The sequence below is a fragment of the Alsobacter ponti genome, assembly GCF_024294805.1.
In the GTDB taxonomy this organism is placed as follows: Bacteria; Pseudomonadota; Alphaproteobacteria; order Rhizobiales; family Beijerinckiaceae; genus Alsobacter; species Alsobacter ponti.
The window spans coordinates 39,643-63,552 of record NZ_JANCLU010000013.1; the positions used below are offsets into that span (position 1 = coordinate 39,643).

24 protein-coding genes are annotated in these 23,910 nt (G+C 69.3%); 10 read left to right on the forward strand and 14 right to left on the reverse strand.

Annotated elements, in window-relative coordinates; genetic code table 11:
* Window positions 1–40: 40 nt before the first annotated feature.
* On the reverse strand, window positions 41–1,798 hold the full coding sequence (locus NK718_RS13880) for an outer membrane protein assembly factor BamB family protein (protein WP_254743392.1): 1,758 nt from the start codon (window positions 1,796–1,798) through the stop codon (window positions 41–43).
* 285 nt (window positions 1,799–2,083) lie between these two features.
* Between NK718_RS13880 and NK718_RS13885 the strand changes: the two genes are divergently transcribed.
* Window positions 2,084–2,569 (forward strand): c-type cytochrome, encoded by a 486-nt coding sequence (locus NK718_RS13885; protein ID WP_254743395.1) that lies wholly within the window; start codon window positions 2,084–2,086, stop codon window positions 2,567–2,569.
* 12 nt (window positions 2,570–2,581) lie between these two features.
* Here NK718_RS13885 and NK718_RS13890 read toward each other — a convergent pair whose 3' ends face one another.
* The 3 genes from NK718_RS13890 to NK718_RS13900 form a co-directional block, all read right to left on the reverse strand.
* Window positions 2,582–3,823 (reverse strand): DUF1501 domain-containing protein, encoded by a 1,242-nt coding sequence (locus tag NK718_RS13890; protein WP_254743397.1) that lies wholly within the window; start codon window positions 3,821–3,823, stop codon window positions 2,582–2,584.
* A gap of 14 nt (window positions 3,824–3,837) precedes the next feature.
* The gene (locus NK718_RS13895; protein ID WP_254743399.1) at window positions 3,838–5,631 is read right to left on the reverse strand and encodes a DUF1800 domain-containing protein; all 1,794 of its coding nucleotides are present in this window, start codon (window positions 5,629–5,631) and stop codon (window positions 3,838–3,840) included.
* Window positions 5,632–5,724: 93 nt separating this feature from the next.
* Complete coding sequence (locus tag NK718_RS13900; protein ID WP_254743401.1) at window positions 5,725–6,219, reverse strand: thermonuclease family protein; 495 nt, start codon at window positions 6,217–6,219, stop codon at window positions 5,725–5,727.
* Window positions 6,220–6,243: 24 nt separating this feature from the next.
* On the opposite strand from NK718_RS13900, the gene NK718_RS13905 reads away from it, so the two are divergent.
* Window positions 6,244–7,026 carry a pentapeptide repeat-containing protein gene (locus NK718_RS13905; RefSeq protein WP_254743404.1) on the forward strand — a complete coding sequence of 261 codons (783 nt, stop codon included), beginning with the start codon at window positions 6,244–6,246 and terminating at the stop codon, window positions 7,024–7,026.
* A 40-nt stretch (window positions 7,027–7,066) separates the two neighbouring features.
* Here NK718_RS13905 and NK718_RS13910 read toward each other — a convergent pair whose 3' ends face one another.
* The 3 genes from NK718_RS13910 to NK718_RS13920 all read right to left on the reverse strand — a co-directional run bounded on the left by NK718_RS13910 (window position 7,067) and on the right by NK718_RS13920 (window position 10,223).
* Window positions 7,067–7,798, reverse strand: a complete 732-nt coding sequence (locus NK718_RS13910; protein ID WP_254743406.1) for a hypothetical protein — start codon at window positions 7,796–7,798, stop codon at window positions 7,067–7,069.
* A complete protein-coding gene (locus NK718_RS13915) occupies window positions 7,798–8,319 on the reverse strand; it encodes a c-type cytochrome (RefSeq protein ID WP_254743407.1) in 522 nt (173 codons plus the stop codon). The genes NK718_RS13910 and NK718_RS13915 overlap by 1 nt, the downstream gene beginning before the upstream one ends.
* A 104-nt stretch (window positions 8,320–8,423) precedes the next feature.
* Entirely contained in the window at window positions 8,424–10,223 is a 1,800-nt protein-coding gene (locus NK718_RS13920) for a pyrroloquinoline quinone-dependent dehydrogenase (RefSeq protein ID WP_254743408.1), read from the reverse strand.
* A gap of 493 nt (window positions 10,224–10,716) precedes the next feature.
* On the opposite strand from NK718_RS13920, the gene NK718_RS13925 reads away from it, so the two are divergent.
* The 6 genes from NK718_RS13925 to NK718_RS13950 are packed head-to-tail and all read left to right on the forward strand — an operon-like array spanning window position 10,717 to window position 15,400.
* Window positions 10,717–11,493 (forward strand): MotA/TolQ/ExbB proton channel family protein, encoded by a 777-nt coding sequence (locus NK718_RS13925; RefSeq protein ID WP_254743409.1) that lies wholly within the window; start codon window positions 10,717–10,719, stop codon window positions 11,491–11,493.
* Window positions 11,486–12,130: a hypothetical protein gene (locus tag NK718_RS13930; protein WP_254743410.1), complete on the forward strand. Its 645-nt coding sequence runs from the start codon at window positions 11,486–11,488 to the stop codon at window positions 12,128–12,130. Before NK718_RS13925 ends, NK718_RS13930 begins: the two co-directional genes overlap by 8 nt.
* A gap of 13 nt (window positions 12,131–12,143) precedes the next feature.
* A complete protein-coding gene (locus NK718_RS13935; RefSeq protein WP_254743411.1) occupies window positions 12,144–12,728 on the forward strand; it encodes a hypothetical protein in 585 nt (194 codons plus the stop codon).
* Window positions 12,728–13,171, forward strand: coding sequence for a cupredoxin domain-containing protein (locus tag NK718_RS13940; RefSeq protein ID WP_254743413.1), 444 nt, complete (start codon window positions 12,728–12,730; stop codon window positions 13,169–13,171). Before NK718_RS13935 ends, NK718_RS13940 begins: the two co-directional genes overlap by 1 nt.
* Window positions 13,172–13,191: 20 nt before the next feature.
* On the forward strand, window positions 13,192–14,205 hold the full coding sequence (locus NK718_RS13945) for a PQQ-dependent catabolism-associated beta-propeller protein (protein ID WP_254743415.1): 1,014 nt from the start codon (window positions 13,192–13,194) through the stop codon (window positions 14,203–14,205).
* Window positions 14,198–15,400, forward strand: a complete 1,203-nt coding sequence (locus NK718_RS13950) for a lanthanide ABC transporter ABC transporter substrate-binding protein PedA1 (RefSeq protein ID WP_254743417.1) — start codon at window positions 14,198–14,200, stop codon at window positions 15,398–15,400. Before NK718_RS13945 ends, NK718_RS13950 begins: the two co-directional genes overlap by 8 nt.
* A 69-nt stretch (window positions 15,401–15,469) precedes the next feature.
* On the opposite strand, the gene NK718_RS13955 is transcribed toward NK718_RS13950, so the two are convergent.
* From NK718_RS13955 to NK718_RS13975, 5 genes are all read right to left on the reverse strand, one after another.
* The gene (locus NK718_RS13955; protein ID WP_254743419.1) at window positions 15,470–16,336 is read right to left on the reverse strand and encodes an ABC transporter ATP-binding protein; all 867 of its coding nucleotides are present in this window, start codon (window positions 16,334–16,336) and stop codon (window positions 15,470–15,472) included.
* Between the two features lie 4 nt (window positions 16,337–16,340).
* A complete protein-coding gene (locus NK718_RS13960; RefSeq protein ID WP_254743421.1) occupies window positions 16,341–17,393 on the reverse strand; it encodes an ABC transporter substrate-binding protein in 1,053 nt (350 codons plus the stop codon).
* 39 nt (window positions 17,394–17,432) lie between these two features.
* Window positions 17,433–18,275 carry an ABC transporter permease gene (locus NK718_RS13965; RefSeq protein WP_254743423.1) on the reverse strand — a complete coding sequence of 281 codons (843 nt, stop codon included), beginning with the start codon at window positions 18,273–18,275 and terminating at the stop codon, window positions 17,433–17,435.
* Window positions 18,276–18,426: 151 nt separating this feature from the next.
* The gene (locus tag NK718_RS13970) at window positions 18,427–19,239 is read right to left on the reverse strand and encodes a lanthanide ABC transporter permease protein PedC (protein ID WP_254743425.1); all 813 of its coding nucleotides are present in this window, start codon (window positions 19,237–19,239) and stop codon (window positions 18,427–18,429) included.
* Window positions 19,236–20,012, reverse strand: a complete 777-nt coding sequence (locus tag NK718_RS13975) for a lanthanide ABC transporter ATP-binding protein PedB/LutE (RefSeq protein WP_254743427.1) — start codon at window positions 20,010–20,012, stop codon at window positions 19,236–19,238. The genes NK718_RS13970 and NK718_RS13975 overlap by 4 nt, the downstream gene beginning before the upstream one ends.
* Window positions 20,013–20,165: 153 nt before the next feature.
* On the opposite strand from NK718_RS13975, the gene NK718_RS13980 reads away from it, so the two are divergent.
* Window positions 20,166–21,209, forward strand: coding sequence for a LysR family transcriptional regulator (locus NK718_RS13980; RefSeq protein ID WP_254743429.1), 1,044 nt, complete (start codon window positions 20,166–20,168; stop codon window positions 21,207–21,209).
* 3 nt (window positions 21,210–21,212) lie between these two features.
* Here NK718_RS13980 and NK718_RS13985 read toward each other — a convergent pair whose 3' ends face one another.
* Complete coding sequence (locus NK718_RS13985) at window positions 21,213–21,491, reverse strand: hypothetical protein (protein WP_254743431.1); 279 nt, start codon at window positions 21,489–21,491, stop codon at window positions 21,213–21,215.
* Window positions 21,492–21,547: 56 nt separating this feature from the next.
* A complete protein-coding gene (gene ppk2, locus NK718_RS13990; protein WP_254743433.1) occupies window positions 21,548–22,717 on the reverse strand; it encodes a polyphosphate kinase 2 in 1,170 nt (389 codons plus the stop codon).
* Window positions 22,718–22,943: 226 nt separating this feature from the next.
* Between ppk2 and NK718_RS13995 the strand changes: the two genes are divergently transcribed.
* Complete coding sequence (locus NK718_RS13995) at window positions 22,944–23,843, forward strand: LysR family transcriptional regulator (RefSeq protein WP_254743435.1); 900 nt, start codon at window positions 22,944–22,946, stop codon at window positions 23,841–23,843.
* The last annotated feature ends 67 nt before the right edge of the window (window positions 23,844–23,910 follow it).

Below are 23,910 nucleotides of genomic sequence, written 5' to 3' on the forward strand. Positions count from 1 at the left end.
GCCCGCCGGGGAGGCGCGAACCTCCCCGGCGGCGTCCGCGTCACAGGCTGAACACGTAGAGCACGGCGGTCGGCTGCATGTTCTTCGCCACATCGGGGTCGCCGCCCTTGGCGAGATAGCCCAGCAGCTCGCCGACCGGGCCGCCGCCCACCAGCAGCGCCACGTACTGCTTGCCGTTGACCGAGAAGGTCATCGGAGGAGCGTTGATCTGCGCGCCGAGATTGATGCTCCACAGCGGCTCCAGCGAGGTGGCGTCCATCGCCTCGAACGTGCCGTCCATCTGGTTCGAGAAGACGAGCCCGCCCGCCGTCGCCAGCGCGCCGCCATACTGCACGAAGGGCGTCTCGCGCTTCTTCGTCACCGTGCCGGTCGCCGGGTCGAGCATCACCACGCTGCCGCGCGCCTGCTCGCCGAGGCGTCCGCCCGAGCCCTTTTCAGGGAACAGCGCGCAGGTCTCGTGCGAGACGGCGTAGAGCTTCTTGGTCTGCGGGTTGTAGGAAACCGGGAAGTAGTTGGTGCCGCCCTGCAGCGACGGGCAGGCCTCCTCGACCTTGCCGCCCGAACCGCCGGGGCGGATGGTCGGCACGTAGCTCTGCACGGCCTTGGTGGGATCGTATTCCACCGGCTTGCCGGTCTTCGGATCGAGGCCCTTCGTCCACGTCACCTTGTTGACGTACTTGCCGCCGTTGACGAACGAGCCGTTCGTGCGGTCGAGCCCGTAATACATGCCGTTGCGGCCGAAATGGGTGACCAGACGACGCTTCTCACCGCCCACCTCGCTGTCGACCAGGACATGCGCGCCCTGCTCGTCATAGTCCCACGACTCGTTGGGCGTGTACTGGAAGTGCCACTTGATATTGCCGGTCGCCGTATCGAGGGCGAGCAGGCTGTTGGTGTAGAGGTTGTCGCCGGGCCGCGCGTCCGGGTCGTAGTCGGGGAAGGGCTGGCCCGTGCCGATATACAGCGTGTCGGTGGAGGCGTCGTAGGTGGCCGTGTTCCACGGCGCGCCGCCGCCGTCCTTCCACGCTTCCTTCTTGGGGTCCTGCCAGGACTCGCTGCCCGGCTCGCCCGGCGCCGGGATCGTGTAGCGGATCCACGCCAGTTCGCCGTCCTTGACGCGCCGCGCCTGGATCCAGCCGCGCGAGCCGCGGTCGCCGTTGGCCGAGGTGATGATGACGAGGTCCTTCACGACGAGCGGGGCGGCGGTCGCCTCCTCGCGCGGGTCCATGATGACCTTCTTCTCCCACAGCACCTCGCCCGTCTCGGCATTGGTGGCGACGAGGCGGCCGTCGAGCACGACCGAGAACACCGTGTTGCCGAGGATCGCGACGCCCTTGTTGTTCGGCGGCTCGCTGCGGATGCTCGACGTCTGGTACTGCGGATCCATGATCCACTCGATGGCCGCGCGCTTGCCGCTGCGGACGTCGAGCTTGTAGACGCGGCTGAAGCCGTCGGTGACGTACATGCGCCCGTCGACGACGATCGGGGTGCCGGTGAGTCCGGCGTACTTGTAGGTGCCGGCGACGCCGAGCGGCGGAGCCAGCGACACCGAGTAGGCGAGCTTCAGGTTCTTGACCGTGTCCTTGTTGATCTGGTCGAGCGGCGAGAAGCGCTGGCCGTCATAGGACCGGTTGTAGGTGAGCCAGTTTTGCGGCTCCTTGTCGGGGTTGAGCAGGCGCTCGAACGTGACGCCGCCGCCGGCGGCCGGGGCCGTCTGGGCGAGAGCGGGAACGGCGGTGGCGAGAAGCACGGCAATCGAGACATGCGCCAGCAAGCCGCTGGGCCGGGAAGTGCGCATCGTTTCCTCCTGTTTGACTCGTTATTGATTTTTTTCTTTCAGCCCGAAGACGTTACGCGCGTGTCGGGTCTGTCCGCAAGAACAACGGGCCCCCTATTCTGCATGACTGGCGCTCATTGCCCAGCAAAAATGTCGTTCGCGAGAGGGAAAATTCCCGATATGCTCCGTTCCAGCACCGCGTTGTCGCGCGCGTGAAAACGAAAACAATCAAGGCGCTCCCTTGCGGGAGCCCGGGGAGGATGGATGTCGCCAACGCTTCAGGCCGCGCCCGCGCGAGCGGCGCGGATGTTTCTCCATGTCGCCGGCCTGCTTGGCCTCGTCGTTCTGGGATGCGCCGCCGCGCGGGCCGAGGCGCCCTCGCCCGAGCAGGTGACGCGCGGCCTCGCCGTCTGGAAGAAATCGGACTGCGCCAACTGCCACGGCTGGGCGGGCCACGGCCGCGAAACCGAGCCGGTGCCGCCGGCCCCCTCGCTGCGCCAGACGTCGCTCGACCAGGCGCAGATCCGCGAGGTCGCACAGTGCGGCCGCCCCTCGACCACCATGCCCTCGCACGACCGGCTCGCCTATACCGACGAGCGCTGCTACGGCATGAACCGCGAGGCGGTGGGCAAGCTGAAGCCGCCGCAGGGCAACTCCCTGCAGCCGGCCGACCTCGACGATGTCGCCGCCTATGTCGCCGTCGCCATCAAGGGCAAGGGCACCGTCACCAAGGGCGAGTGCGAGGCCTACCACGGCGCGGGCGCGGCCACCTGCAAGTACTATCCGGATTAACGCGGCCCGGCGCTACGCCGGGCGCACGAAGCCCAGCGAGTCGAACTCGCCCCCGAGCACTTTCGGCACATCGTCGAAGCCCATCCAGTCGCGCATCAGCGACGCGTAGATGCGCCGGAAATCCGTGGTGTGCACGAGGTTGCCGTCGTCGAGCGCCGTGAGGCTCGGCGGCAGCCCGTACTGCCCGCCGCGCACCGGCTTGCCCAGCACGAAGGCCGGGCCGGCCGTGCCGTGGTCGGTGCCCTGGCTGGTGTTCTCCTGCACGCGCCGGCCGAACTCGCTGAAGGCGAGCACCACCACGTCGTCGCCCCGGCCCAGCCGCTCGACGTCCTGGATGAAGGCGGCGATGTGGTCGGAGGTATAGGTCCACAGCCGGGAGTGGACGTCCGACTGGTAGACATGCGTGTCGAACGCGTTGTTGCGGTAGGCGACGTAGTAGATGCGCGTCGGCATGTCGGCGGCGATCAGCGCGGCGACGCGGTCGAGGCCGAAGCGCACGAGGCCGTAGTCCACCGGCGTCTTGTAGTTGCGCCAGGCGTCGCGGACGAGCGCCTCGGAATCGACGGCGCTGCGCGACACGTCGAACATGAACTGCTCGGCCGGCGAGCGCCCGTCCCCGCGCGCCATGATGGCGGCGAGCGTCTGCGCCTGGTCCGCGAAGGCGGAGCGGCGGAACAGGTTGGGGTCGTCGAACACCAGGGGCACGTGCAGGCGCGAGCGCACCGCCAGCGACTGGTTGGTGTCGATGTTGACGAGGAAGTTCGCCGCGCCGCCAGGATCGAGCTGGTCGGCGAGGTTGCCGAGCCAGCCATAGGTGGCGCCGCTGTTGGGGGCCGCCGTGTGCCAGTACGCCATCGACGAGAAATGCGAGAACGACGGCTGGTCGTAGCCGGCGCCGTGGACGATCGCCAGCTTGCCGTCCCGGTACAGCCGCTCGAAGCCGGACATGGTCTGCTGGAACCCGAAATGCTCGTCGATGCGCCGCAGCCGGTCCGGCTTGATGCCGATGCGCGGGCGGGCGCGGTAATAGGCGTCGTCGCCGTAGGGGACGACCGTGTTGAGGCCGTCATTGCCGCCGGACAATTCGACGACGACGAGGATGCGGTCGTGCCGGCGCGGCTGCGCCGCCGCCGCCGAGGCGAAGAACGGCGCCAGCGTGTAGCCGCCCGCGCTTCCGAGCAGCACGGTGCCGAAGCCCGCCTGCAGGAGGAGGCGGCGCGCGATGGATTGGGAGGAACGTCCGGACCTGTTCACTGGCGGCTCCGTCGTCACGAGAGCTGGTATTCGGGAATGCTCATCACGAGATGCGCGACGCGGCGCAGCGGCTGCTCGAGATAGGTTTCGGCGCGGGCGAGGTCGTCGCCCCCGATCTGCTCCGTCAGGTAGGCGGCCAGCGCCTCGCGGGCGCGCGCGTCGATGGGCCTGTGCAGGAAGCGCGCGAGCAGCGCGTCCACCGCGTCCAGCGCGGTCGCCGCGCCCGCCCCCCGTACCATCGCGACGAGGTCGAGTCGCGGCGGATCGCGCGGCGTCGGGATGACGCGCGCGACCGCTTCCTGCCAGCCCACGAGGCTGGCGTAGCGCGTGTTGAAGTCCTCCGCCGCGGCGACGGCGTCGGCGGCCTTCATCCCGCCTTCGCCCTCGGCCTGCTCGATGGTGGCCGCGCCGATGTCGAGGCCGGCGCGGATCTTCACGTTGACCTGGCGGATCTGGTCGCCCGGGTCGTAGTTCGGATCGACGAACTCGATCAGGTTCGGGAAAAGCACGTCGCGCGCGAAATTGCCGCGCGACAGCAGCACGCCGGGCGTCATCCAGCCCCTCCCCTGCGGCCAGCCGGCCACCGTGGGCGGGTTCAGCAAAATCTGGCCCAGTTCCTCGCAGGTCGCGTGGAAATCGGGAACGCCCGGCAGCGAGGCGAGCCCGAGCTGGCGATAGCAGGTGACCACCAGCTCGACCGGGCTCTTGATGTGCGTGCCGAAGGCGCGCGGGCCGTAGAAATCGCGCGACAGGAACAGCGTGCGCAGCAGCGGCTTCACCTCGTAGCCGGAGTCGCGCAGCAGCGCCCCGAGGCGGCCCGACAGCCCCTCCTCCAGTTCCTCGGCGGCGAAGAACCGGTAGATCTTGGTGGCGATGGTGTCGGCGGTCGCCTTCTGCTCGAGGATGATGCGCAGGATGTCGACGCCATCGAACGGCCCGGTGCGGCCGAGGAACGTCTTGGGCCCGTCGTCATGGCGCGGCGCGTCGACGCGGAACGCGAGGTCGTCGTCGATCCAGCCCGTGAAGGCGCGCGCCGCCTCGCGGATGTCGTGCTCGCTGTAGTGCCCCACCCCCATGGTGAAGAGCTCCATAACCTCGCGGGCGAAGTTCTCGTTGGGCGCGCCCTTCACGTTCTGCCCGGCGTCGAGGTAGACGAGCATGGCGGGGTCCTTGGCGACGCCCTCCAGCAGCACGCCGAAATTCCCGGTCGCCTCGCGGCGCAGCAGTTCCAGCTGCTGCAGCATCTTGCGGTAGTCGCGGATCTTCGACTCGCCGGTGGCGAAGTGGCCGTGCCAGAACAGCGTCATCTTCTCTTCGAGCGGGCGCCGCGTGGCCACCATGCGGTTGGCCCACCAGGCGCCGACCCGGCGGGTTTCGAGCGCGGTGGCGCGCAGCCAGTAGAAGAAGCGGTCGACGACCGGCTGCAGGCGGCGCGGCCCGGCGGGCTTCACCTTCACGCCCATCGCCTCGCCCGTCGTCTCGGCGCGGCGCGTCGCGGCCGGGCGGCTGGGCGGGAAGTCGCGCAGGCTCGGATCCCACAGTCCCGAATGGACGAAGGGCGGCAGGTCGTCGGGAACGGCTTCGTAGTCGACGAGCGAGTCGACCGCCTCGCGCGGCGTCATCCGCGCCAGGCGGGCGACGTCCTCGGGCGTGCCGCCGAAGCCCGCCCGCTCCAGCAAATGCGCGGCGCGATCGTAGCTCCAGTCCGCAGGCGCGATGGGCGAGAGGTCGCCGACCCACGCCTCGGGTCCGGGCCCCTTCCACGCGGACCGGTCGAGCAGCCGGTCGCGAAGCTGCACCGCGGACATGTCGCCTCCCCGTATCTTTTCTGAGGCGAATGTTTCGGCGGCGCGGCGACCGCCGCAAGCTATGGGACCGATTGCAATTCCGAATGACGCGGGTCAGGGCCGGTCGACGAGGATGCCGGCGGCGAGGCGGAAGTCCCAGGGCTTCAGGAACTTGCCCTGCCACAGGCCTAGCTTCTGCTCGCGCGCGCGCTGTTCGGCGGCGACGAAGTCGTTGGTCTCGTCGGTGCGCGCCACGGCGAAGCCGGAGGCGACCATCGCCTCGTTGAGGCTCTTGCCGTTGATCTCGCACAGCGCCAGCTCGCGGCCGTAGCGATCCGGCGGGCGCATCGGCCGGCACGTCGTCTCGCCCTGCGACACCAGCGTTTCGAGCTGCCGCACGGCGGCCGGCCAGCATTCCCACGGCTTGCCGTCGATCGTGCAGTTTTGCTTTCGCTCGACTGACTCCATGCCGAACAACATGATGCGTTTTCCGCCGATTTCGATCACGTCGGCGTCGACGGCCTTGGCCACGCCTGTATAATCGGCGGCGAGACTTGCGGCTGGAGCGGCGAAGACCGCGAACAGGGCCGCGAACAGGGTGGCACGCATAGCAGCTCCTCAGGGGTCGACGGAATGGCAATCACCAGGACGACGCTTCTCAACGCCGCATTCGGATTCGCGCTCGCGGCGGCTCTGGCCGCGCCCGCGCACGCCCAGACGGGCGACCGCGCGGCGTTTCTCGCGGGGACCGTGAAGGACTGTCCGGGCTGCGACCTGAAGGGCGCGAAGCTGAAGCGGCGCGACCTCGCCGGCGCCGACCTGCGCGGGGCCGACCTCAGCGATTCGGTGCTTCACCGCGCCAACCTCGCCGGCGCGAATCTGGACGGCGCGCAGCTCGCCGGAGCGAACATGAACCTCGCCGATTTGCGCCGCGCGTCGATGAAAAAGGCCGACCTGACCAGCGCACTCTTGTTCGAGGCCGACCTCAGCGCGGCCGACCTTTCGGACGCCACGCTCGTCGGCGCGCGCATGGGGCGCGCCCGTCTCGTGCGCGCCGTCGCCGACCGCGCCCGGCTCGAGAACGCCAACGCCGTGGAGGTGCGCGCCGCCGACGCGCGCTTCCGCGACGCCACCATCCTGGCGGTCAACTTCACCAAGAGCGATTTCCAGCGCGCCGACCTGACCGGGGCGAAGGTCGACGGCTCGGCCTTCGTGCAGTGCAAGATGGGCGAGGCCGACTTCACCGGCGCGAGCGCCATTCAGGTCGACTTCATGGCCAGCGACCTCACCGCCGCGGTGATGAACGGCGCGGACTTTCGCGGCTCGCGGCTGGAGCGCGCCAAGATCACCGACACGAAGCGGGAAGGATTGAAGCTGAGCGGCGCGATCCTTCCGGACGGAACCGAGGCGCCGTAGCGGGCGCGGCGCGCCCCGGCCCGTTGCATCGCGCGGGCCGTCACTCCGACGCGAGCGGGAAATCGGCGGCATAGTATTCGAACCGTGTCGAGCTTTCGAAGGCGTTGGCCACCGGCTCGCCGGTGTGGGGGTTCACCGACACCTCGCCGGGCCGCCGGTAGAAGTTGTTGTCGAGCCGCAGCTTCAGCTTCTCGTACAGCTTGGTGCAGCGGCGCTTGACGAAATTGCTGCCGACCGGCGTTTCGCCCTCGGCGGGCGGCAAGTCGACGCACGACCAGTCCGTCGCTCCGAAATTGTGCCGGAGAAAGTTCGCCAGGGTCCAGAAATCCTTGCGGTCGCGGATTTCGTTGCGCGGATCGGTGACGACCCGCACGCCTTGAAGGTTGCCGTCGGCGTCGAACAGCCCCGAGGTGACGACCGGGAAATCGAACACCTGGGTTCCGCGGAAGCGCCGGATCTCGACTTCCATGTCCCACGCCCGGGCCCAGTATTCGAGCTCGTCGTCGTAGCGGAAATAGACCTCGCGCAGCCCGTTGCGGTCGGGCCTGCACTTGCCGAAATCGGCGAAGCCGGAGAGCCGGATCGAGGGCGGCCCGCCATTGGTGCCGCACGCGTACTCGATGAAGTCGGTGGGCTGCTCGGCGGCGGGCTTGCCGATCTTCAGGTCCCACACGTCGCGACGGTCCGGGCGCACCTGCGCCGTCGCGGCGCCCGAAACGGCGAGCGCCGCCGCGACGATCGCGACGGCGACGCGCGCGGCGCGGAGGGGCATCAGCCCTTGCGCTGTTCGATGAGCTTGCACTCGCCGATCTCGCTGCCGAAATATTCGATGCACTCTTCCTTGGTGACGGCGGGATGGCCGATGATCTTGGCCGAGACGTAGTCGGCGACCGCCTGGATCTCGTCCTTCTGCAGAGTCTGGTCGCCGCGCCTCGGCTTGAGCGAGCCGACGTCTTCGGAATTCATGCCGTAGCAACGCTTGTCCGTGTAGGCGAAGCGGTCGTGATAGGGCATTCCGGTGCCGGGGCGGCCGCACTGGATGACCTCCGCCACCTGGTCACGGGTGAGCTGGGAGGTGCGCAGGGTCGGCGCGCCGCCTTCCGAGCGCGGGTCGCCATGGCCGTCTCCGGCCCAGCCGTGGCAGAACGGGCAGCCCGCCTTGGACGAGTAGATCTGCTTGCCGACCGAGACGTCCTGGGCCAGCGCGGCCGATCCGGACAGCATGACGGCGAGAAGGGCGGCGGCGGCCGAGATCGCCGCCGAAACCGCGGATGCGCGCTGAGGATGAAGCAACGTGAACTCCCGGGAGAGGAAAGCCGCCGCCGTCGCGGCCGAGCGATGAGGTGAACGAGCGACCGCACGCCCCGGATGTCCGGGGCGTGCGGCCCGCCTTCCGCTCAGAGCGAGAAGACGTAGAGCATCGAGGTCGTCTGCAGGTCCTGCATCTCGGGATGCGTGCCCAGACGGCCCTTCGGCACGCGGCTGTGGCCGACGAGGATCGCGACATACTGCTTGCCGTTGACCGCGTAGGTCATCGGCGGAGCCGAGATGCCGGAACCGACGTTGAAGCTCCACAGCTCCTTCAGCGACTGGTCGTCATGCGCCGTGATGGTGCCGTCGAGCGTGGCCGTGAAGACGAGCCCGCCGCCGGTGCTGACGACGCCCGAATAGGCCGGGTACTCGAACAGCGTCTGCGCCTTGCGCTCGCCGGTCGTCGGGTCCATCGCGGTGAGGCTGCCGCCCAGCTTCTGGTCTTCGGTGAGGCCGCCGTTCCAGGCGATCTTGCCGCCCGAACGTTCGGCCACGGCCGTGACCTTGATGCAGCCCTCGATGCCCGAGCCGTAGGACAGCCCCGTCTTCGGGCTGTACGAGGTCGGGAACATGTTGACGCCGCCCTGGATGTGCGGGCAGGCGGTCATCGCGCCCTGCGCACGGCGGGACGGAGCGCCGATCTTGTAGGTCTGCAGCTTCTTGTTGGGATCGTACTCGACGGGCTTGCCTGTCTTCGGGTCGATGCCGTCCGTCCAGTTCAGCGTCTTGACGTACTGGCTGGCCTTGATGAACTGCCCGTTCGTGCGGTCCTGGACGTAGTAGAAGCCGTTACGGCCGAAATAGCCGAGCAGCTTGCGGTCCTGTCCGTCGACCTTGGCGTTGATGAGCTGCTTGCTGCCCACCTCGTCGAAGTCGAGGAAGTCGCCCGGCGTGTACTGGAAGTACCACTTCATCTTGCCCGTCTCGGTGTCGAGCGCGAGCGTGGAGTTGGTATAGAGGTTGTCGCCGGGGCGGTATTCCGGATCGTACATCGGCACCGGCTGGCCGGAGCCCCACAGCGTCAGCTTGGTTTCGGGATCGTAGGAGCCCGTCACCCAGAACGCGCCGCCGCCGTGCATCCACGCGTTGTTGTCGCCGCCCCAGGTCTCCGAGCCGGGCTCGCCCGGCGCGGGCACCGAGTAGGTGCGCCACAGCTGCGCGCCGGTGTCGGCGTCCAGCGCCGTCACGTGGTCGCGCGCGCCCTGGTCGCCGCCCGAGCCGCCGACGATGAGCTTGTTGCCGATCACCAGCGGCGGCGCGGTAAGCGCGTAGCCGTTCTTGGGGTCGTCGACCTGCACGGAGCGGACCTGCTCGCCGGTCTCGGCGTTGGTCCAGATCACCTTGCCGGGGCCGGTGACGGAGATCACGAAGTTCTTGTAGAGCGCGACGCCGCGGTTGGAGGGAATCCACACGTCGGCCTTGTTCACGCCGGGGTCCATGACCCACACGATGCGGCCGCGCTTCCCGTCGCGCACGTCGATCTTGTAGACCGAGCCCCAGGCGTCGACGACGTACATGAACCCGTTATTGACCAGCGGAGTGGCCTGCAGGCCGCCCGTCGGGTTGTTGCCGCCGCCGGGCACGCCGCCGATGGCGGTGGTGAAGGCGACCTTCAGGTTCTTGACGTTATCCTTGTTGATCTGGTCGAGCGGCGAGTAACGGGTGGAGTTGTACTCCTTGTGCACCATGAGCCAGTTCTGCGGCTCCTTGTCGGCGTTCAGGAGGCGCTCGTTCGTGACCTCCGAGCTCGCGCCGCTGGCCGCGGCGGGTGTCGCGGCGGCGCCTGGCTTCGCCGGATCGTCGACGGCGAAAGCAGGAATTGTGAAGACGCTGGATAGTAATGCGGTCGCGAATGCGAGGCGTAGCCCGCGATGGCTCGAAGCCATGGCTCATCCCTCCCTGTCCTGATCACGAGGCGTTTGCGCGCCCCGTCTGGTTTGCACCAATCCCTTATTGGGACGCCTCAATCTGCTATCGAGGCCGCGCCCAAGTCAACGACAATCAGACATGATTCAGGCGCAACCCAGCTTCGCCGAAATATCCATCCCCCGAATGGCTGAGGTGATCGGGCGGGCCGACGGCTTTTTCTAAATGAGAAGCACGAAGGATTGATATTTTTCGTACCGACGCAGGCGGAACGCCCTGTTCCAGCAGCCGGCCCCGCTGTGAAGATTGAGGCCGGGCAGGCTTTCGGGCCGCTGGACAAGGGCCGGGACATCGGAAACAGTAGGGCCAAGACACAGATCGCCGGGCGTTTCCACGACCCGCGCGACGGTCAGGCAGGGAGGACAGCCGAGTGGTGACGAGCCCGATCCACGCCGCATTGCGCCCGCGCGCGGCGGCCAGCCGCCGGCGGCGCGGCGCGCCCGGGAGGCGCATGTGAGCGCGTCCCGACAGGCAGGCCTGCTGACAGGCTTCGACCAGGCCCGCGACTATCTCCCATTGCTCCGCCTGATGGTGCTGCTGGGGCTGATCATCTTCGGCATCGTGGTCCTCTACTTCTTCGGGCTGGTGCAGGCGCTGTTCGCCACCGACCGCAGCCACATCTCCTCGCTCATCGTGCTGATCTTCTTCGGCACCACGGCGCATTGCGTGCTGCAAACCGCGATCATCTCGCGCGAGCTGACCTCGGCCCGCCGCGTCGCGGCGATCGTCGAGAGCGATTCGGGGTTCAGGGTCATCAACGGGCGGGCGGTGAGCGCCGACGGCCGCGAGCTGGAGCCCAGCATCCTGACGCGCCACATCCTCAACCTGATCGGCAAGTCGCGCGCCCAGGGCGGTCGGCGGCTCGACCAGGCGATCCTGCTGCGCAACCTCGCCGACCAGCTGCGTCGGCGCGAGAAGCTCGGCTGGTTCGTCGCCGAGGCGCTGCTGCGCCTGGCGCTGCTCGGCACCGCCGTCGGCTTCATCTTCATGCTGATCCCGATCGCCACGCTGAAATCGTTCGACGTCGAGACGCTGCGCACGGCGCTGTCGGGCATGAGCGGCGGCATGGCGGTGGCGCTGAACGTCACGGTCACCGGCATCGGCTGCGCGCTGCTGCTCAAGCTCGAATACTACATCCTCGATTCCTCGATCTCGGAGCTGTTCAACACCATCACCGAGCTCACGGAGGTGCACGTCGTGTCCGTGCTGGAGAGGCCGTCGCATGGATGAGTTCGGGCTCACCGCCGACGGCAGCGACGACGGGACGTTCGTCCCGTTCACGGACATCCTGTTCAACGCGCTGCTCGGCCTGGCGGTGATGGTGTTCATGGCCTTCGCGCTCATCAACCCGGAGGCGAAGACCGGCGTCGTCGACGTCAAGGCCGAGTTCATCGTCACGGTGCAGTGGCCCGACAGCAATCCCGACGACGTCGACACCTATGTCGAGGATCCGCTCGGCAACCTTGTCTGGTACCACTCGCGCGAGTCCGGCTTTCTCGTCCTCGACCGCGACGACCGCGGCAACTACCGCGACACGATCACCGTCAACGGCAAGCAGATCCAGAATCCGCTCAACCAGGAGACGGTGACGATCCGCAAGATCATTCCCGGCGAATACATCGTCAACGTCAGCCACTACATCGCCAACACCACCGAGCCGCTGCCGGTGCGGGTGAAGGTGGAGAAGGTGAACCCCAGGCTCACGGTCGTCTACTACGGAACCATCACCATGGACCACAAGGGCCAGGAGGTGACGGCGGTGCGCTTCAGCGTCGACGCCGAGGGCAACGTGTCCGACGTCAACACGAGGCCCAAGTCCCTCATCCAGGCCGTGCGCAAGCCGAGCGCCGGCAACGCGCCGCGCTGAGGGAGCCCACGCCATGAGCATCGCCATCGCCCCTCTCGTCGCCGCCTACGTCCTCGTCGCCGCGCTGCTGCTGAGCCTCAACCTCACCTCGCGCTGGGCGTGGCCGGTGAAGGCCGGCGCGGTGGTGCTGACCACCGGGTTCTTCGCGCTGTCCTATGTCGGCGCGGTGTCGCTGCTCGGCTGGCCGAGCCGCGCCAAGCTGCCGCCGCACTTCCAGCTCCTCGCCACCAAGGTGGTGGAGCCCGACGCGCACGCCGGCACCGCGGGCGGCGTGTTCCTGTGGATCGATCCGCTCGACGAGCAGAACCTGCCGCTCAACCGACCGCGCGCCTTCGAGCTGCCGTGGAGCGCCAAGCTGTCGCGCAAGGTCTCCGGCGCGCAGGAGAAACTGCAGCAGGGCCAGGAGGTCGCCGGCAAGGCCGAGGCGATCGACGAGAACGACGTGCCGGTGGACGACATCCAGCGCGTCGCCGGGCCGCCCCCGCGCGAGGGCCAGGAGGCGAACGGCATGGACACGGTGCCGTTCTCCGACGACGGCCGCAATCTCCAGTTCGAAGACATGCCTCCCCCGATCCTTCCCGAGAAAGGACCGATCTGATGAACTCGACGTTCCGCCCCACCCTGTCGCGCCGCGCCCTGCTCGCCGCCGGGCTCGGGCTCGCCGGCGCGGGCGTCGCGCGCGCCGAGGGCAACCTCGCCTCCAAGCCCACCAAGCTGGAGCGCCTGGTGCTGACCCAGGACCTGAAGATGTCGGTGAAGGAGTACCAGCTCGTCACCGGCAAGTATTATCGCTGGGAAATCGAGAGCAAGGGGGGCGAGGAGTTCCAGCTGCGCGCGCCGGACCTGTTCCGCAACAGCTGGATCGACCAGATCGTCACCAGCGGCATCGAGGTGAAGCCCTTCGGCGGCGTGTACGGCCTGGAGTTCGACGATCCCGGCGTCACCGAGGTCTGGTTCGTGCCGATCCGCCCCGGCAATTTCGACTTCTACGTCGCCGGGCAGCAGGAGCGCGGCATGATCGGCAAGTTCGTCGTCCGCTGACGGAAGGGACGGGAGCGATGATGCGCGCGCAGTTGTCCGCCGGACGCCGGGGACGCTTCGGCCGGATGGCCGCCGGGGCGGCGCTGCTCGCCGCCGTGCTGGCGTCCGCGCCCGGCCACGCCAAGGGCACCGGGCTCGTCTATGTCAGCAACGAGAAGAGCAACGAGATCACCCTCGTCGACCCCGCCGAGATGAAGGTCGTCGGCGCGATCAAGACCTCGAAGCGCCCGCGCGACATGCACTTCAACAAGGACCGCACGCTGCTCTACGTCGCCTGCGGCGACAGCGACGTGGTCGACGTGATCGACGTCGCGTCGCGCAAGGTCGTCGACAAGATCCCGACCGGGCCGAGCCCCGAGGCGTTCAGGCTGAGCCCCGACGAGGCGACGATCTATGTCTCCAACGAGGAGAACTCGAGCCTCCAGGCGATCAGCCTCAAGGAGAAGATCGTCGTCCACGAGGTGCCCACCGGGGCGGAGCCCGAAGGCGTGGCGATCAGCGAGGACGGCAAGACGATCTACGTCACTTCCGAGGTGGCCGACATGGTCCACGTCGTCAACGCCGAGGACGGCGCGGTGACGGACAACATCGTGGTCGGCACGCGCCCGCGCCGCTTCATCCTGACGCCGGACGGAAAGGATCTGTGGGTGACCTCCGAACTCTCCGGAGAGGTCCACATCATCGACCGCGCCACCAACCAGATCAAACAGGTGCTGAAATTCCTGCCGCCGGGCTTCCGGCAGGTCGACGTGACGCCGGTGGACCTCACCGCCACGGCCGACGGCAAGACGGCCTACGTCACGCTCGGGCGCGCCAACCACATCGCCATCGTCGACATCGCATCGCGCAAGATCGAGGGCTATGTGCTGGTCGGCAGCCGGCCCTGGGGCGTGCGCCTCAGCGGCGACGAGAAGCGTCTCTACGTCGCCAACGGCCTCAGCGACGACCTCAGCATCGTCGACCTCGCCAGCCGCAAGGTGCTGAAGGCCATTCCGGTGGGCCGCGTGCCCTACGGAGTGCAGGTCGATGACTAGCGGCCGCGCCGGGCTCGCGGCGCTCGCCGTGCTGGCGGCGCTGGCCGCCGCGCCGGCTCTCGCGCAGGCCCAAAAGCCGCCGCCCAAGGACCTGCGCGTCGGCTATGTCGCGCTGGCGCAGGACGCCCGCTACGACTCCGACCGCGCCTACGCCCGCATCCCGCTGCGGCCGCTCGGGCGGCCGGTCGCCGGGGCGGAGGTGGCGGTCAAGGAATCGGAGAGCGTCGCCAAGGTGCTCGGCATGCGGCTCTCGCTGGAGCAGGCGAGCGGCGCCAGCGTGCAGGAGCTCGCCGCGACGGTGAAGACGTGGGCGGCGGAGCAGGACATCCATTATGTCGTCACCGACCTGTCCGGGCCCGATCTGAAGGCCCTCGCCGCGGCGGTCGCGGACGCCCCCGTGCTGCTCCTCAACGCCACCGCGCCGGACGACGACCTGCGCGGCGCCGCCTGCCTCGCCAACGTCGCCCACACCATGCCCTCGGACGCGATGCTGGCCGACGCCCTAGTGCAGTATCTGGTCGCCCGCAAGTGGACGACGATCCTCGCATTGCAGGGCTCGCTGCCGGAGGACGCGGCCGCCATCGCCGCCCTGCAGCGGGCCGCGACCCGCTTCGGCGCGAAGGTGGTCGAGGTGAGGCCGTTCCAGCTCACCAACGATCCGCGCCAGCGCGACCAGAACAACGTCGCCCTGCTCACCGGCCGCGCCGAGTACGACGTCGTCTACGTCGCCGACGCCGACGGCGAGTACGCGCGCTACGTGCCCTACGAGACCCAGCGCCCGCGCCCCGTCGTCGGCTCCGCGGGGCTGTCGCCGGCCGCGTGGCACTGGGCGTGGGAGCGCAATGGCGGCCCGCAGCTCACCAGCCGATTCGAGAAGGCGGCGGGCCGGCGGCCTGTGAGCCAGGACTGGGCCGCCTGGGCCGCCGTGAAGGCCGTGGTGCAAGCCGCCGTGCGCACGCGCTCGACCGACTACGCCGCCACCCGCGCCTATCTGCTCGGCGACGCGATGAACCTCGACGGCGTCAAGGGCAACCCGATGAGCTTCCGCGCCTGGGACCGGCAGCTGCGCCAGCCGCTCTTTTTGGCGACCGACAACGCCATCATCGAGCGCGCCCCCGTGCGCGGCTTCCTGCACCGCGTCAACGAACTCGACACGCTGGGCGTCGACGAGCCGGAGACGAAGTGCAAGTCGTGAGCGGCGGGACTGCCGTGCGGCGCTTTGCCGTGCGGCCGGAGGAGACGCGGGCGGAGCGCCGCCGCGTCCTCAGCCCGGCGCGTCGCCGCTGCCGAACAGGCCGGGTTCGGCGCTGGCGAGCACCATCGCCTTGATCTGCTCCCAGAGGTAGTGGCGCAGCTCGACGAACTCGCGGCGCGTATGCACGTCGGTGTCCCAGCGCGGACGGGGCAGGTCGACGTCGAGCACCTCGGCGATGCGGCCGGGATGGCTGCGCATCAGCACGATGCGGTCCGACAGCACGATGGCCTCGTCGACGCTATGGGTGACGAACACCACGACGCCGCGCCTGCGCTCCCACAGGCGCAGCAGCTCCATCTGCATCAGCTCGCGCGTCTGGGCGTCGAGGCTGGCGAAGGGCTCGTCCATCAGCAGGACGCTGGGTTCGGGCGCGAGCGCGCGGGCCAGCGCGACGCGCTGCTTCATGCCGCCCGACAGTTCGTGCGGGTAGGATTCCGCGAAGCGGGAGAGCCCGACGAGCGCGAGGTAGCGCAGGGCGCGCTCGCGCCGCTCGGCGCGGGACAGGCCGGTCTCCTCGAGCCCCAGCTCGACATTGCCGCGAATGGTGCGCCACGGCAGCAGCCGGAACGACTGGAACACGAAGCCGACATCCGGCCCCGGGCGCGGCGGCTTGCCGCCCAGCAGCACTTCGCCGTTATCCGGAGCCAGCAGGCCGTTCATCATGCGCAGCAGCGTGGTCTTGCCGCAGCCGGACGGCCCCAGGATGCTGACGAAGGTGTTGTCGGAGACGTCGAGCGAGACGTCGCTGAGCGCCGTGAACGGATCGCGGCCGTCGCGCGGGCGGAAGGTCTTGGAGACCCCCGCGACGCGCAAGGCGGGCGGAGCGACGTCCCGCGCTCCGCCGAGCGGCCCCTCGGGCCGGGCGTCGTAGGCCACCGGTTCAGCGTCCCGTGTCATCGAGTCCGAGCATGATTCCGACATCCTTCAGCGCCGCGTCGACGGGCCGCGTGTCGACCCACTCCTCCAGCGTCACCGGCCGCAGGTCGCGGAAGTCGGGCCCCTTGTACAGCTCGGCCTGGGTGTAGGCGAGCTGCTTCAGGTTCATGCCGCCGTTGACGCTCCAGCTATCCTTGAACAGCACGGCCAGCTCGTCCAGCGTGGCGCGCGACACGTCGGGCCGCTCCTTGGCCATGGCGTCGGCCCACAGCTTCGGGTTCTTGTGGAAGTCGCGCGCGGCCTCCAGGTTCGCCTTGGTGAAGGCGGCGATCGCCTTGGCCTTGGACTTCGCGACCTCGTCGGTGACGAGGTTGACCTTGCTGATCAGCGGCGCGGCCTTGAAATACTCGGCCTGCGGCACGAGCACTTTCAGGTTGGCGGTGTCGGCCTTCTGCCGCAGGTCCGTCCACACGCCGATCGAGAATGACGTGGCGTCCACGCGGCCCGCCTGCGCGGCCAGCGCCCGCGCCGCCGGGTCGCCGATGGCGACGAGCTCGATCTTGTCCACGTCCGCGCCCAGCGCGCGCAGCACCGCCACGCTGAGCAGATGGTCGACGCTGCCCAGGCGGCTGACGCCGAACGTCTTGCCGGCGAGATCCTTGACCGAGCCGATACCGGCCTTCGAGACGATCATGAACGGGATGGCGCGGTCGGGAGACAGCACCGCCTTGCCCTTCACCTGGCCGCGCGCGATGAGCTGGAGCGTGGTGTCGACCGCGACGTTCGCCATGTCGCCCTGCCCCGCGCTGAGCGCGGCGATGGCCGACGGCGTGGCGCTGACGCGGACCAGCTCCACGTCGACGCCGGCCCTGTCGTAATAACCGGCGGACTTGGCGAGCGTCATCACCGAGTTGGGCACCAGCGGCGTGGTCAGCTCGGTGACGATCAGCCGCAGCTTTTCCTGCGCCTGCGCAACGCTGGCGACACCGAGCGCCAGCGTCGCGGCGAACAGGCCGGCGGCGATGCGCCGCGTGGGTTTGGCGAGGCGGAGGGTCATGGCGTTGTCTCCCTTGTCGTCGTTTCTTAGGGCGGACGTTCAGGACGCCCGCTCCTCCTGGTACTGCCAGCGGTCCATGCGGCTCTCGGCCATGCGCAGCCCCTGCGTGACCAACGCGCCGATCGCCGCGAAGGCGAGGACCACCACGAAGTAATTGTCCATCTGGAACGTGTTGCCGTAGGTCGCGAGCAGCCCGCCCAGCCCGCGCACGGAGGTGTAGAGCTCGGCCACGACGGTGCTGATGAGGCCGATGCCCGCCCCCAGCCGCAGCCCCGCCACGATGGAGCGCAGCGAGCCGGGTAGCATGATCTTGCGAAAGATGGCGAGGTCGCCCGCGCCGGTGGAACGCGCCATCTCGACCAGTTCGCCGTCGCTGCTCAGAACGCCGGTATAGGTGTTGATGAGGATCGGCATCACCGCGCCGAGGAAGATGATCGTGACCTTGGCCTCGAAGCCGAGCCCGAGGAAGACGATGATGAGCGGGATGAAGGCGACGCGCGGCGTCGCGGCGAGCGCGTTGACGAACACGTCGAGCGTCGCGCCGAGGGGGCGGAAGCCACCCATCAGCAGGCCGAGCGGAATGGCGACGGCGGCGGCGAGGCCGTAGCCGGTGAAGAACACCGCGAGGCTCTGCGCCGTCGCGTTCGGAAGCGTACCGTTCTCGATGAGCCGGAGAGCCGCCAGCGCCGTGGCCTGCGGAGTCGGGACGAAATTCCGGCCCACGAACACCGCCACTGCCCACCAGAGGAGGAGCAGCGCCGCCAGCACGACCAGCCGCCACAGCCACACCGGCGCGGCCTTCAGCCCGGCGGGCAAAAGCGCGCGCGCGGCCGAACTCTGGCGGGTCGCCCCGTCGGGCATCGTCTTCGCCTCCCTGTTCATCGTCGTTGACGCCTGTCGTGCGATCCCGGGTTCGCCGCGCCGGAAGACCACAATCCCCGTCGCGTCCCGGCATCGCCGCGCGACCAAATTCGCACAGCGCGACGATCGCAATCGCCTATCGGCGTCATTGGCGTTTCCAATAGCGAAGCGGTCAGGCCGCCGCCTGCCGCGTCCGGGCGATCATGCCGCGCTGCGGATCGTAGCCCACCACGGCGAGCAGGAAGAACAGCGCCGTGCTGCCGGCGACCACCGCGAGCGCCATCCCGTTGAGCTGGCCGTAGGCGGCGAAGCGCACCAGCTCGACGGCGTGGGTGAACGGGTTGACCTGCGCGGCGCGCCAGACCGCCACCGCGCCCGATTCCTCCAGCTTCCACAGCGGGTAGAGCGCCGAGGACACGAAGAACATCGGGAAGATGACGAAGTTCATCGTGCCGGCGAAGTTCTCGAGCTGGCGGATGTGGACCGACAGCGCCAGCCCGATCGCCCCCAGCATCAGGCCGGAGAGCACCAGGGCCGGCAGGATGGTGATCCACCCCGACCACGGGATGGTGACGCCGAACAGCCACGCCGTGACGAGGAACGCATAGGCCTGCACCACCGAGAGCAGCGTGCCCGCCGCGAGCTTGCACAGCAGCGTGTACCAGCGCGGCAGCGGCGCGGTGAGCAGCAGACGCATCACGCCCATCTCGCGGTCGTACACCATCGACAGCGACGACTGCATGCCGTTGAACAGCAGCACGATGCCCATGAGCCCGGGCAGCACGTATTCCTGGTAGGTGATGTAGCTCTCGTAGGGCGGGATGATCGACACGCCGAAGACGTTCTGGAACCCCGCGGCGAAGACGATCAGCCACAGCGTCGGCCGCACGATGGCGGAGAACAGCCGGCCCTTCTGGTGGGTGAACTTGACGATCTCGCGCCACGAGATCGCCACGAGCGCCGCGAGCGCGTGACGCCCGGTCATGGCGCGACCCCCGCCGGTTCGCGCGCGCCGGCCTCCGGCGGGCTGGCCAGCATGGCCATGAAGGCGTCGCCGAACTCCGCCTCGCCGGCGGCGGCGGTCATCTCGCGCGGCGTGCCGTCGAACAGCACGCGGCCGCGGTGCAGCACCACGACGCGGTCGGCCTCGCTGGCCTCGTCGACGAGGTGGGTCGACCACAGCAGGCCGACCTGCCCCTCGTCGCGCAGGCGGGCGACGTGCGCCAGCAGGTCGCGCCGGCTCGGCGGGTCGAGCCCCACCGTCGCCTCGTCCATCAGCAGGAAGGACGGCCTGTGGATCAGAGCCCGCGCCAGCTCGACGCGCCGGCGGTTGCCGCCGCTGAGCTTGCGCGTCGTCTCGCGGGCGAGCCCGGCGATGCCGAAGCGCTCCATCTCGGAGGCGATGCGCTCGCGCGCGACGGAGCCCGGCAGGCCGTGCAGGCGGGCGTGGAACATGAGGTTGGCGTATACGCTGAGCTCGAGATCGAGCGTCGATTGCTGGAACACGATGCCGAGCCGCTTCAAGGCGGAGATGGGGTCGCGGCGCATGTCGAAGCCGCCGACGAGCACCTCGCCGGCATCCGGCACGAACAGCCCGCTGAGGATCTGGAACAGCGTGCTCTTGCCGGCGCCGTTCGGGCCGAGCAGCACCACGAACTCGCCGTTGCGGACGGTGAGGTCCACCCCGGCCAGCGCCTTCACCGGACCGTAATTCTTGCTGACGCCGCGCAATCGCAAAGCGTCTTCGCGAGAGACCATCGGAACTCCAGGTGTTTCCTCCAGCCGCACGACGGCGGCCCGAACGGCGCGGCCTTGTCGCGCCGCTCCCGTCGTGTCCATGATGAAGGCGCGGACGCGATCCGCGCAAGACAAAACGGACCACGCCGAACGGCGGCAGGGAGGACGAGCGACATGAATCAGGCCCGCGCGGCCGGTCCGCGGCTGGCGTCCGCCAACAGCGCGTCCCGCCAGTCGATGACGCTGCACCAGCTGCAGATCTTTTGCGCGGTGGCGCAGACCCGCAACCTCACCCGCGCCAGCAAGCAGCTCGGGCTGGCGCAGCCGTCCATCTCGCAGCAGGTCGCCAAGCTGGAGACCATCTCCGGCGCGCGCCTGTTCAGCCGCCAGGCCAACCGCATGGAGCTGACCGACGCCGGCCAGTTCCTGTTGCGCCACGCCATGCTGATCCTCGCCGCCGTCGACGAGGCCGAGGCGGGGCTACGCGGCTTCGCCTCCGGCGCTCAGGGCATCGTGCGCATCGCCGGCCTCAACTCCGTGCTGCGCACCGTGCTGCCCGCCGCGCTGGCGGAGCTGCGCGCCGCCAACCCGGGTATCGAGGTCGACGTGCAGGAGGCGGCGCCGGCCGAAACGCTGGACCTGCTCTATTCGCGCCGCGCCAGCATCGGCGTCATCGCGCTGGAGTCGGTGGCGCCGAGCAGCCTGTCCTTCATGCAGGCGCCGATCGTCCGCGACCCCTACGTGCTGATCGCGCCGGAACGGCTGGCGCTCGACGCCGTGCGCGACCCCGACGTCGACCTCGACGCGGCCGACCGCGCGACGCTCAACGACTGCATCCAGTTCAACTTCGGCACGCAGCACACGCTGAAGGTCGAGCAGTGGTACAACCACGTGCTGCCGCATCACCGCGTCATCGCGCGCTGCCGCAGCTACGAGGTCGCCATCGAGATGGTGCGGGCGGGCCTCGGCGTCTGCCTCGCCCCGGCGCTGACGGTCAACGCCGTTGCCGGCGGAACCGCCGGGCTTCATCTCTACGCGACCGGCGAGCCGGACCGCGCCACCGTCGCCATGCTGCCGTCGCAGTACAGCCGGCTGGAGCCGGTGCGCAGCACGCTGGCGGCGCTGCAGGCGGCCGGGGCGCGGGTGCGGCTGCCGCCGATCCGCCCCGTTCCGCCGTTCATCGCGGCGGCCGCCGGTCCGACGACGCGCGAGGCGTGACGGTCACTTCTGCGCGGGCGGCGGCTTCTGTCCCGCCGTCTCCGGCGGGGGCCGCACGGCGTTCATGTTGTGCTCGGGATGAATTTCGGGCTCGCTTTCCGGGCTTCCCGCCGCCGCGTTGACGGGGGCTCGGTCCGGAACCGTGCCGACGGCGTCGGCCGGCGGCGCGCCGCCGGCCTGCCCCGGCCGCGTGGCGGCGGGAGCGGCGTCCTGGCCCATGACTGGCGTCGCGAGAGCGGCGAGGCTGACGAGCCCCGCCGCGACGAACACTGGAGAGCGCATCGCGAACCTCCTTCCGACGCCGCTCAACGCGGCGCGGGAGGGCGCGTTCCGGCGTTTCAGCCGGCGCGCTTCAGGTCGGGGTGCGTCACCGCGTCGAGCAGGCCGGTCTTCTGGCCGATCACCGCCGCCGTCGAACCGACGATCAGCGGGTCGGGGCCGCGCACCACGCGCGCATCCTTGTCCGGATAGGGCATCGACGACAGGAAGAACTGCAGCGCGTTGAGGCGGGCGCGCTTCTTGTCGTTCGACTTGATGATCGTCCACGGCGCGTCGGCGGTGTCGGTGTAGAAGAACATCGCCTCCTTCGCCTCGGTGTAGTCGTCCCACTTGTCGAGCGAGGCGCGGTCGATCGGCGACAGCTTCCATTGCTTGAGCGGGTCCGTCTCGCGCGAGCGGAAGCGGCGCAGCTGCTCCTCGCGCGTCACCGAGAACCAGAACTTGAACAGGCGGATGCCGGAGCGCACCAGCATGCGCTCGAGCTCCGGCGTCTGGCGCATGAACTCGAGATATTCCTGCGGCGAGCAGAAGCCCATGACGCGCTCGACGCCGGCGCGGTTGTACCAGGAGCGGTCGAAGAAGACGATTTCGCCGGCGGCGGGAAGCTGCTCGATGTAGCGCTGGAAATACCACTGCGTCTTCTCGCGCTCGCTCGGCTTTTCCAGCGCGACGACCCGCGCGCCGCGCGGGTTGAGGTGCTCCATGAAGCGCTTGATGGTGCCGCCCTTGCCGGCCGCGTCGCGGCCTTCGAACAGGATGACGAGCTTTTCGCCGCTCTGCTTCACCCAGTTCTGCAGCTTCAGCAGCTCCACCTGCAGCGGCAGCACGTTGCGCACATAGGCCTTCTCGGTCATGCGCGTCTTGTAGGGGAACTCGCCGGTCTCGAAGGCGCGGCGGATCGCGTCGGCGTCGTGGCGCATGCCGTTGGAGCCGCGTCCCTGCTTGCCGTGCTCGGGCTTTTCGCTGAGTTCGCGCCCGGCGACCATGATCTGGTGGGCGCCGTTGGCGTCGGCCGGCGGCGCGGAAGCCGCCGCTTCCGCCGCGGCGGGCTTCGCCGGGGAGGCGGCGGACGCCGCGCTGGCCTGGACCACCGCCGACTTGGCGGCAGCCGGCTTGGCTACGCGCGGCTTGCCGGGCGCGGTCTTGGCGGAGACGGTCTTGGTGGAGACAGACTTGTCGGACTTCGCCTTGGCGGCGGTGGAGGATTTCCCGGCCTGGGACTCGGTCATGGAAAGGGCTCTTTCCGCGGAGCGCGGGGCTCCGCCTCGCAAGGGGATGAATGGAACGATCAATGAACGACGTAAGCTTGGCCTCGTGCATTGAGCGAAGTCAAATCCCGAGCCGCGTTTCGCCCTCGGCCTCGGGCATGACGCGGGGCTCCGGCCGTTCGGCTTTGACAGACGCGGCGGCGCGCGGAATCGTTGCGGCCGCCGCCGCGCCGGGAGCAGGCTCGCCTTGAAACTTCGTCAGATCGAAATCTTCCGCGCCGTGATGAGCGGCGGCTCCACCACGGCGGCGGCCGGCATGCTGGGGCTGTCGCAGTCCGCGGTGAGCCGCCAGCTCACCCAGCTCGAGGACGACCTCGGCTTCGAGCTGTTCGAGCGCAGCAAGGGGCGGCTGCTGCCCCGGCCCGAGGCCTTCGCGCTGCGCGACGAGGTCGGCGACCTCGCCGCCATCCTGTCCCGGCTGAAGCGCTACACCGAGGACCTCAAGGCCGGCACGGTGGGCCAGCGCTTCCTCAAGGTCGCGGTGCCGCACTCGCTGATCGGCTCGGTGATGCCGGAGGTGATCGCCGACTACCTGGCGACGCGGCCCGACGCCTCGCTGGAACTGCTCGGCGGCCACTACGACGCCATCGAGCAGATGGTGATGACGCGCGTCGCCGACCTCGGCTTCGTCAGCCTGCCGCCGCGCGACAAGGGCTTCGAGGTGCGCCACCTGCTGCGCTCCGAATCCGCCTGCATCATGCCGGCCGGGCACAAGCTGGAGGCGCGCGAGGTGGTGCGCCCGGCCGACCTCGTGGGGCAGGACCTGATCCTGCTCGGCCGCCAGCGCCCGGCGCGCCACGCCTTCGAGCGGCTGCTGCGGCGCGCCGGCGTGCAGCCGCGCGCCCGCGTCGAGGTCCACTCGGTCGAGGCGACCTGCGCGCTGGTCGGGCGCGGGCTCGGCGTGTCGGTGGTGCCGGCCTTCATCGCGCGGCTGTTCGGCCGGCTGCCGGTGTCGCTGCGCCCGTTCGATCCCTGTGTCCACGGCGAGTACGGCATCGTGACGCTGAAGGGCGCGCCGCTGTCGCGGGCGGCGGAATCGTTCGCGGCGATCCTCAAGGCGAGGCTGACGGAACCCCCCGCCACATAGGGCGATGCGGTTTCCTCATACGATTGCGCCCCCGCGCGACGCCTTGCATTGTTCGCTCCGGCGCCCG

Excerpts from the sequence above, each read along its gene's own strand:
- NK718_RS13945 (WP_254743415.1), top strand. The coding sequence starts at position 13,192 with ATGCGCGCGCAGTTGTCCGCCGGACGCCGGGGACGCTTCGGCCGGATG.
- NK718_RS13910 (WP_254743406.1), bottom strand. The coding sequence starts at position 7,798 with ATGCCCCTCCGCGCCGCGCGCGTCGCCGTCGCGATCGTCGCGGCGGCG.
- NK718_RS13970 (WP_254743425.1), bottom strand. The coding sequence starts at position 19,239 with ATGACCGGGCGTCACGCGCTCGCGGCGCTCGTGGCGATCTCGTGGCGC.
- NK718_RS13965 (WP_254743423.1), bottom strand. The coding sequence starts at position 18,275 with ATGAACAGGGAGGCGAAGACGATGCCCGACGGGGCGACCCGCCAGAGT.
- NK718_RS13985 (WP_254743431.1), bottom strand. The coding sequence starts at position 21,491 with ATGCGCTCTCCAGTGTTCGTCGCGGCGGGGCTCGTCAGCCTCGCCGCT.
- ppk2 (WP_254743433.1), bottom strand. The coding sequence starts at position 22,717 with ATGACCGAGTCCCAGGCCGGGAAATCCTCCACCGCCGCCAAGGCGAAG.
- NK718_RS13895 (WP_254743399.1), bottom strand. The coding sequence starts at position 5,631 with ATGTCCGCGGTGCAGCTTCGCGACCGGCTGCTCGACCGGTCCGCGTGG.
- NK718_RS13885 (WP_254743395.1), top strand. The coding sequence starts at position 2,084 with ATGTTTCTCCATGTCGCCGGCCTGCTTGGCCTCGTCGTTCTGGGATGC.
- NK718_RS13940 (WP_254743413.1), top strand. The coding sequence starts at position 12,728 with ATGAACTCGACGTTCCGCCCCACCCTGTCGCGCCGCGCCCTGCTCGCC.
- NK718_RS13960 (WP_254743421.1), bottom strand. The coding sequence starts at position 17,393 with ATGACCCTCCGCCTCGCCAAACCCACGCGGCGCATCGCCGCCGGCCTG.
- NK718_RS13905 (WP_254743404.1), top strand. The coding sequence starts at position 6,244 with ATGGCAATCACCAGGACGACGCTTCTCAACGCCGCATTCGGATTCGCG.
- NK718_RS13935 (WP_254743411.1), top strand. The coding sequence starts at position 12,144 with ATGAGCATCGCCATCGCCCCTCTCGTCGCCGCCTACGTCCTCGTCGCC.
- NK718_RS13950 (WP_254743417.1), top strand. The coding sequence starts at position 14,198 with ATGACTAGCGGCCGCGCCGGGCTCGCGGCGCTCGCCGTGCTGGCGGCG.
- NK718_RS13880 (WP_254743392.1), bottom strand. The coding sequence starts at position 1,798 with ATGCGCACTTCCCGGCCCAGCGGCTTGCTGGCGCATGTCTCGATTGCC.
- NK718_RS13920 (WP_254743408.1), bottom strand. The coding sequence starts at position 10,223 with ATGGCTTCGAGCCATCGCGGGCTACGCCTCGCATTCGCGACCGCATTA.
- NK718_RS13975 (WP_254743427.1), bottom strand. The coding sequence starts at position 20,012 with ATGGTCTCTCGCGAAGACGCTTTGCGATTGCGCGGCGTCAGCAAGAAT.
- NK718_RS13980 (WP_254743429.1), top strand. The coding sequence starts at position 20,166 with ATGAATCAGGCCCGCGCGGCCGGTCCGCGGCTGGCGTCCGCCAACAGC.
- NK718_RS13900 (WP_254743401.1), bottom strand. The coding sequence starts at position 6,219 with ATGCGTGCCACCCTGTTCGCGGCCCTGTTCGCGGTCTTCGCCGCTCCA.
- NK718_RS13930 (WP_254743410.1), top strand. The coding sequence starts at position 11,486 with ATGGATGAGTTCGGGCTCACCGCCGACGGCAGCGACGACGGGACGTTC.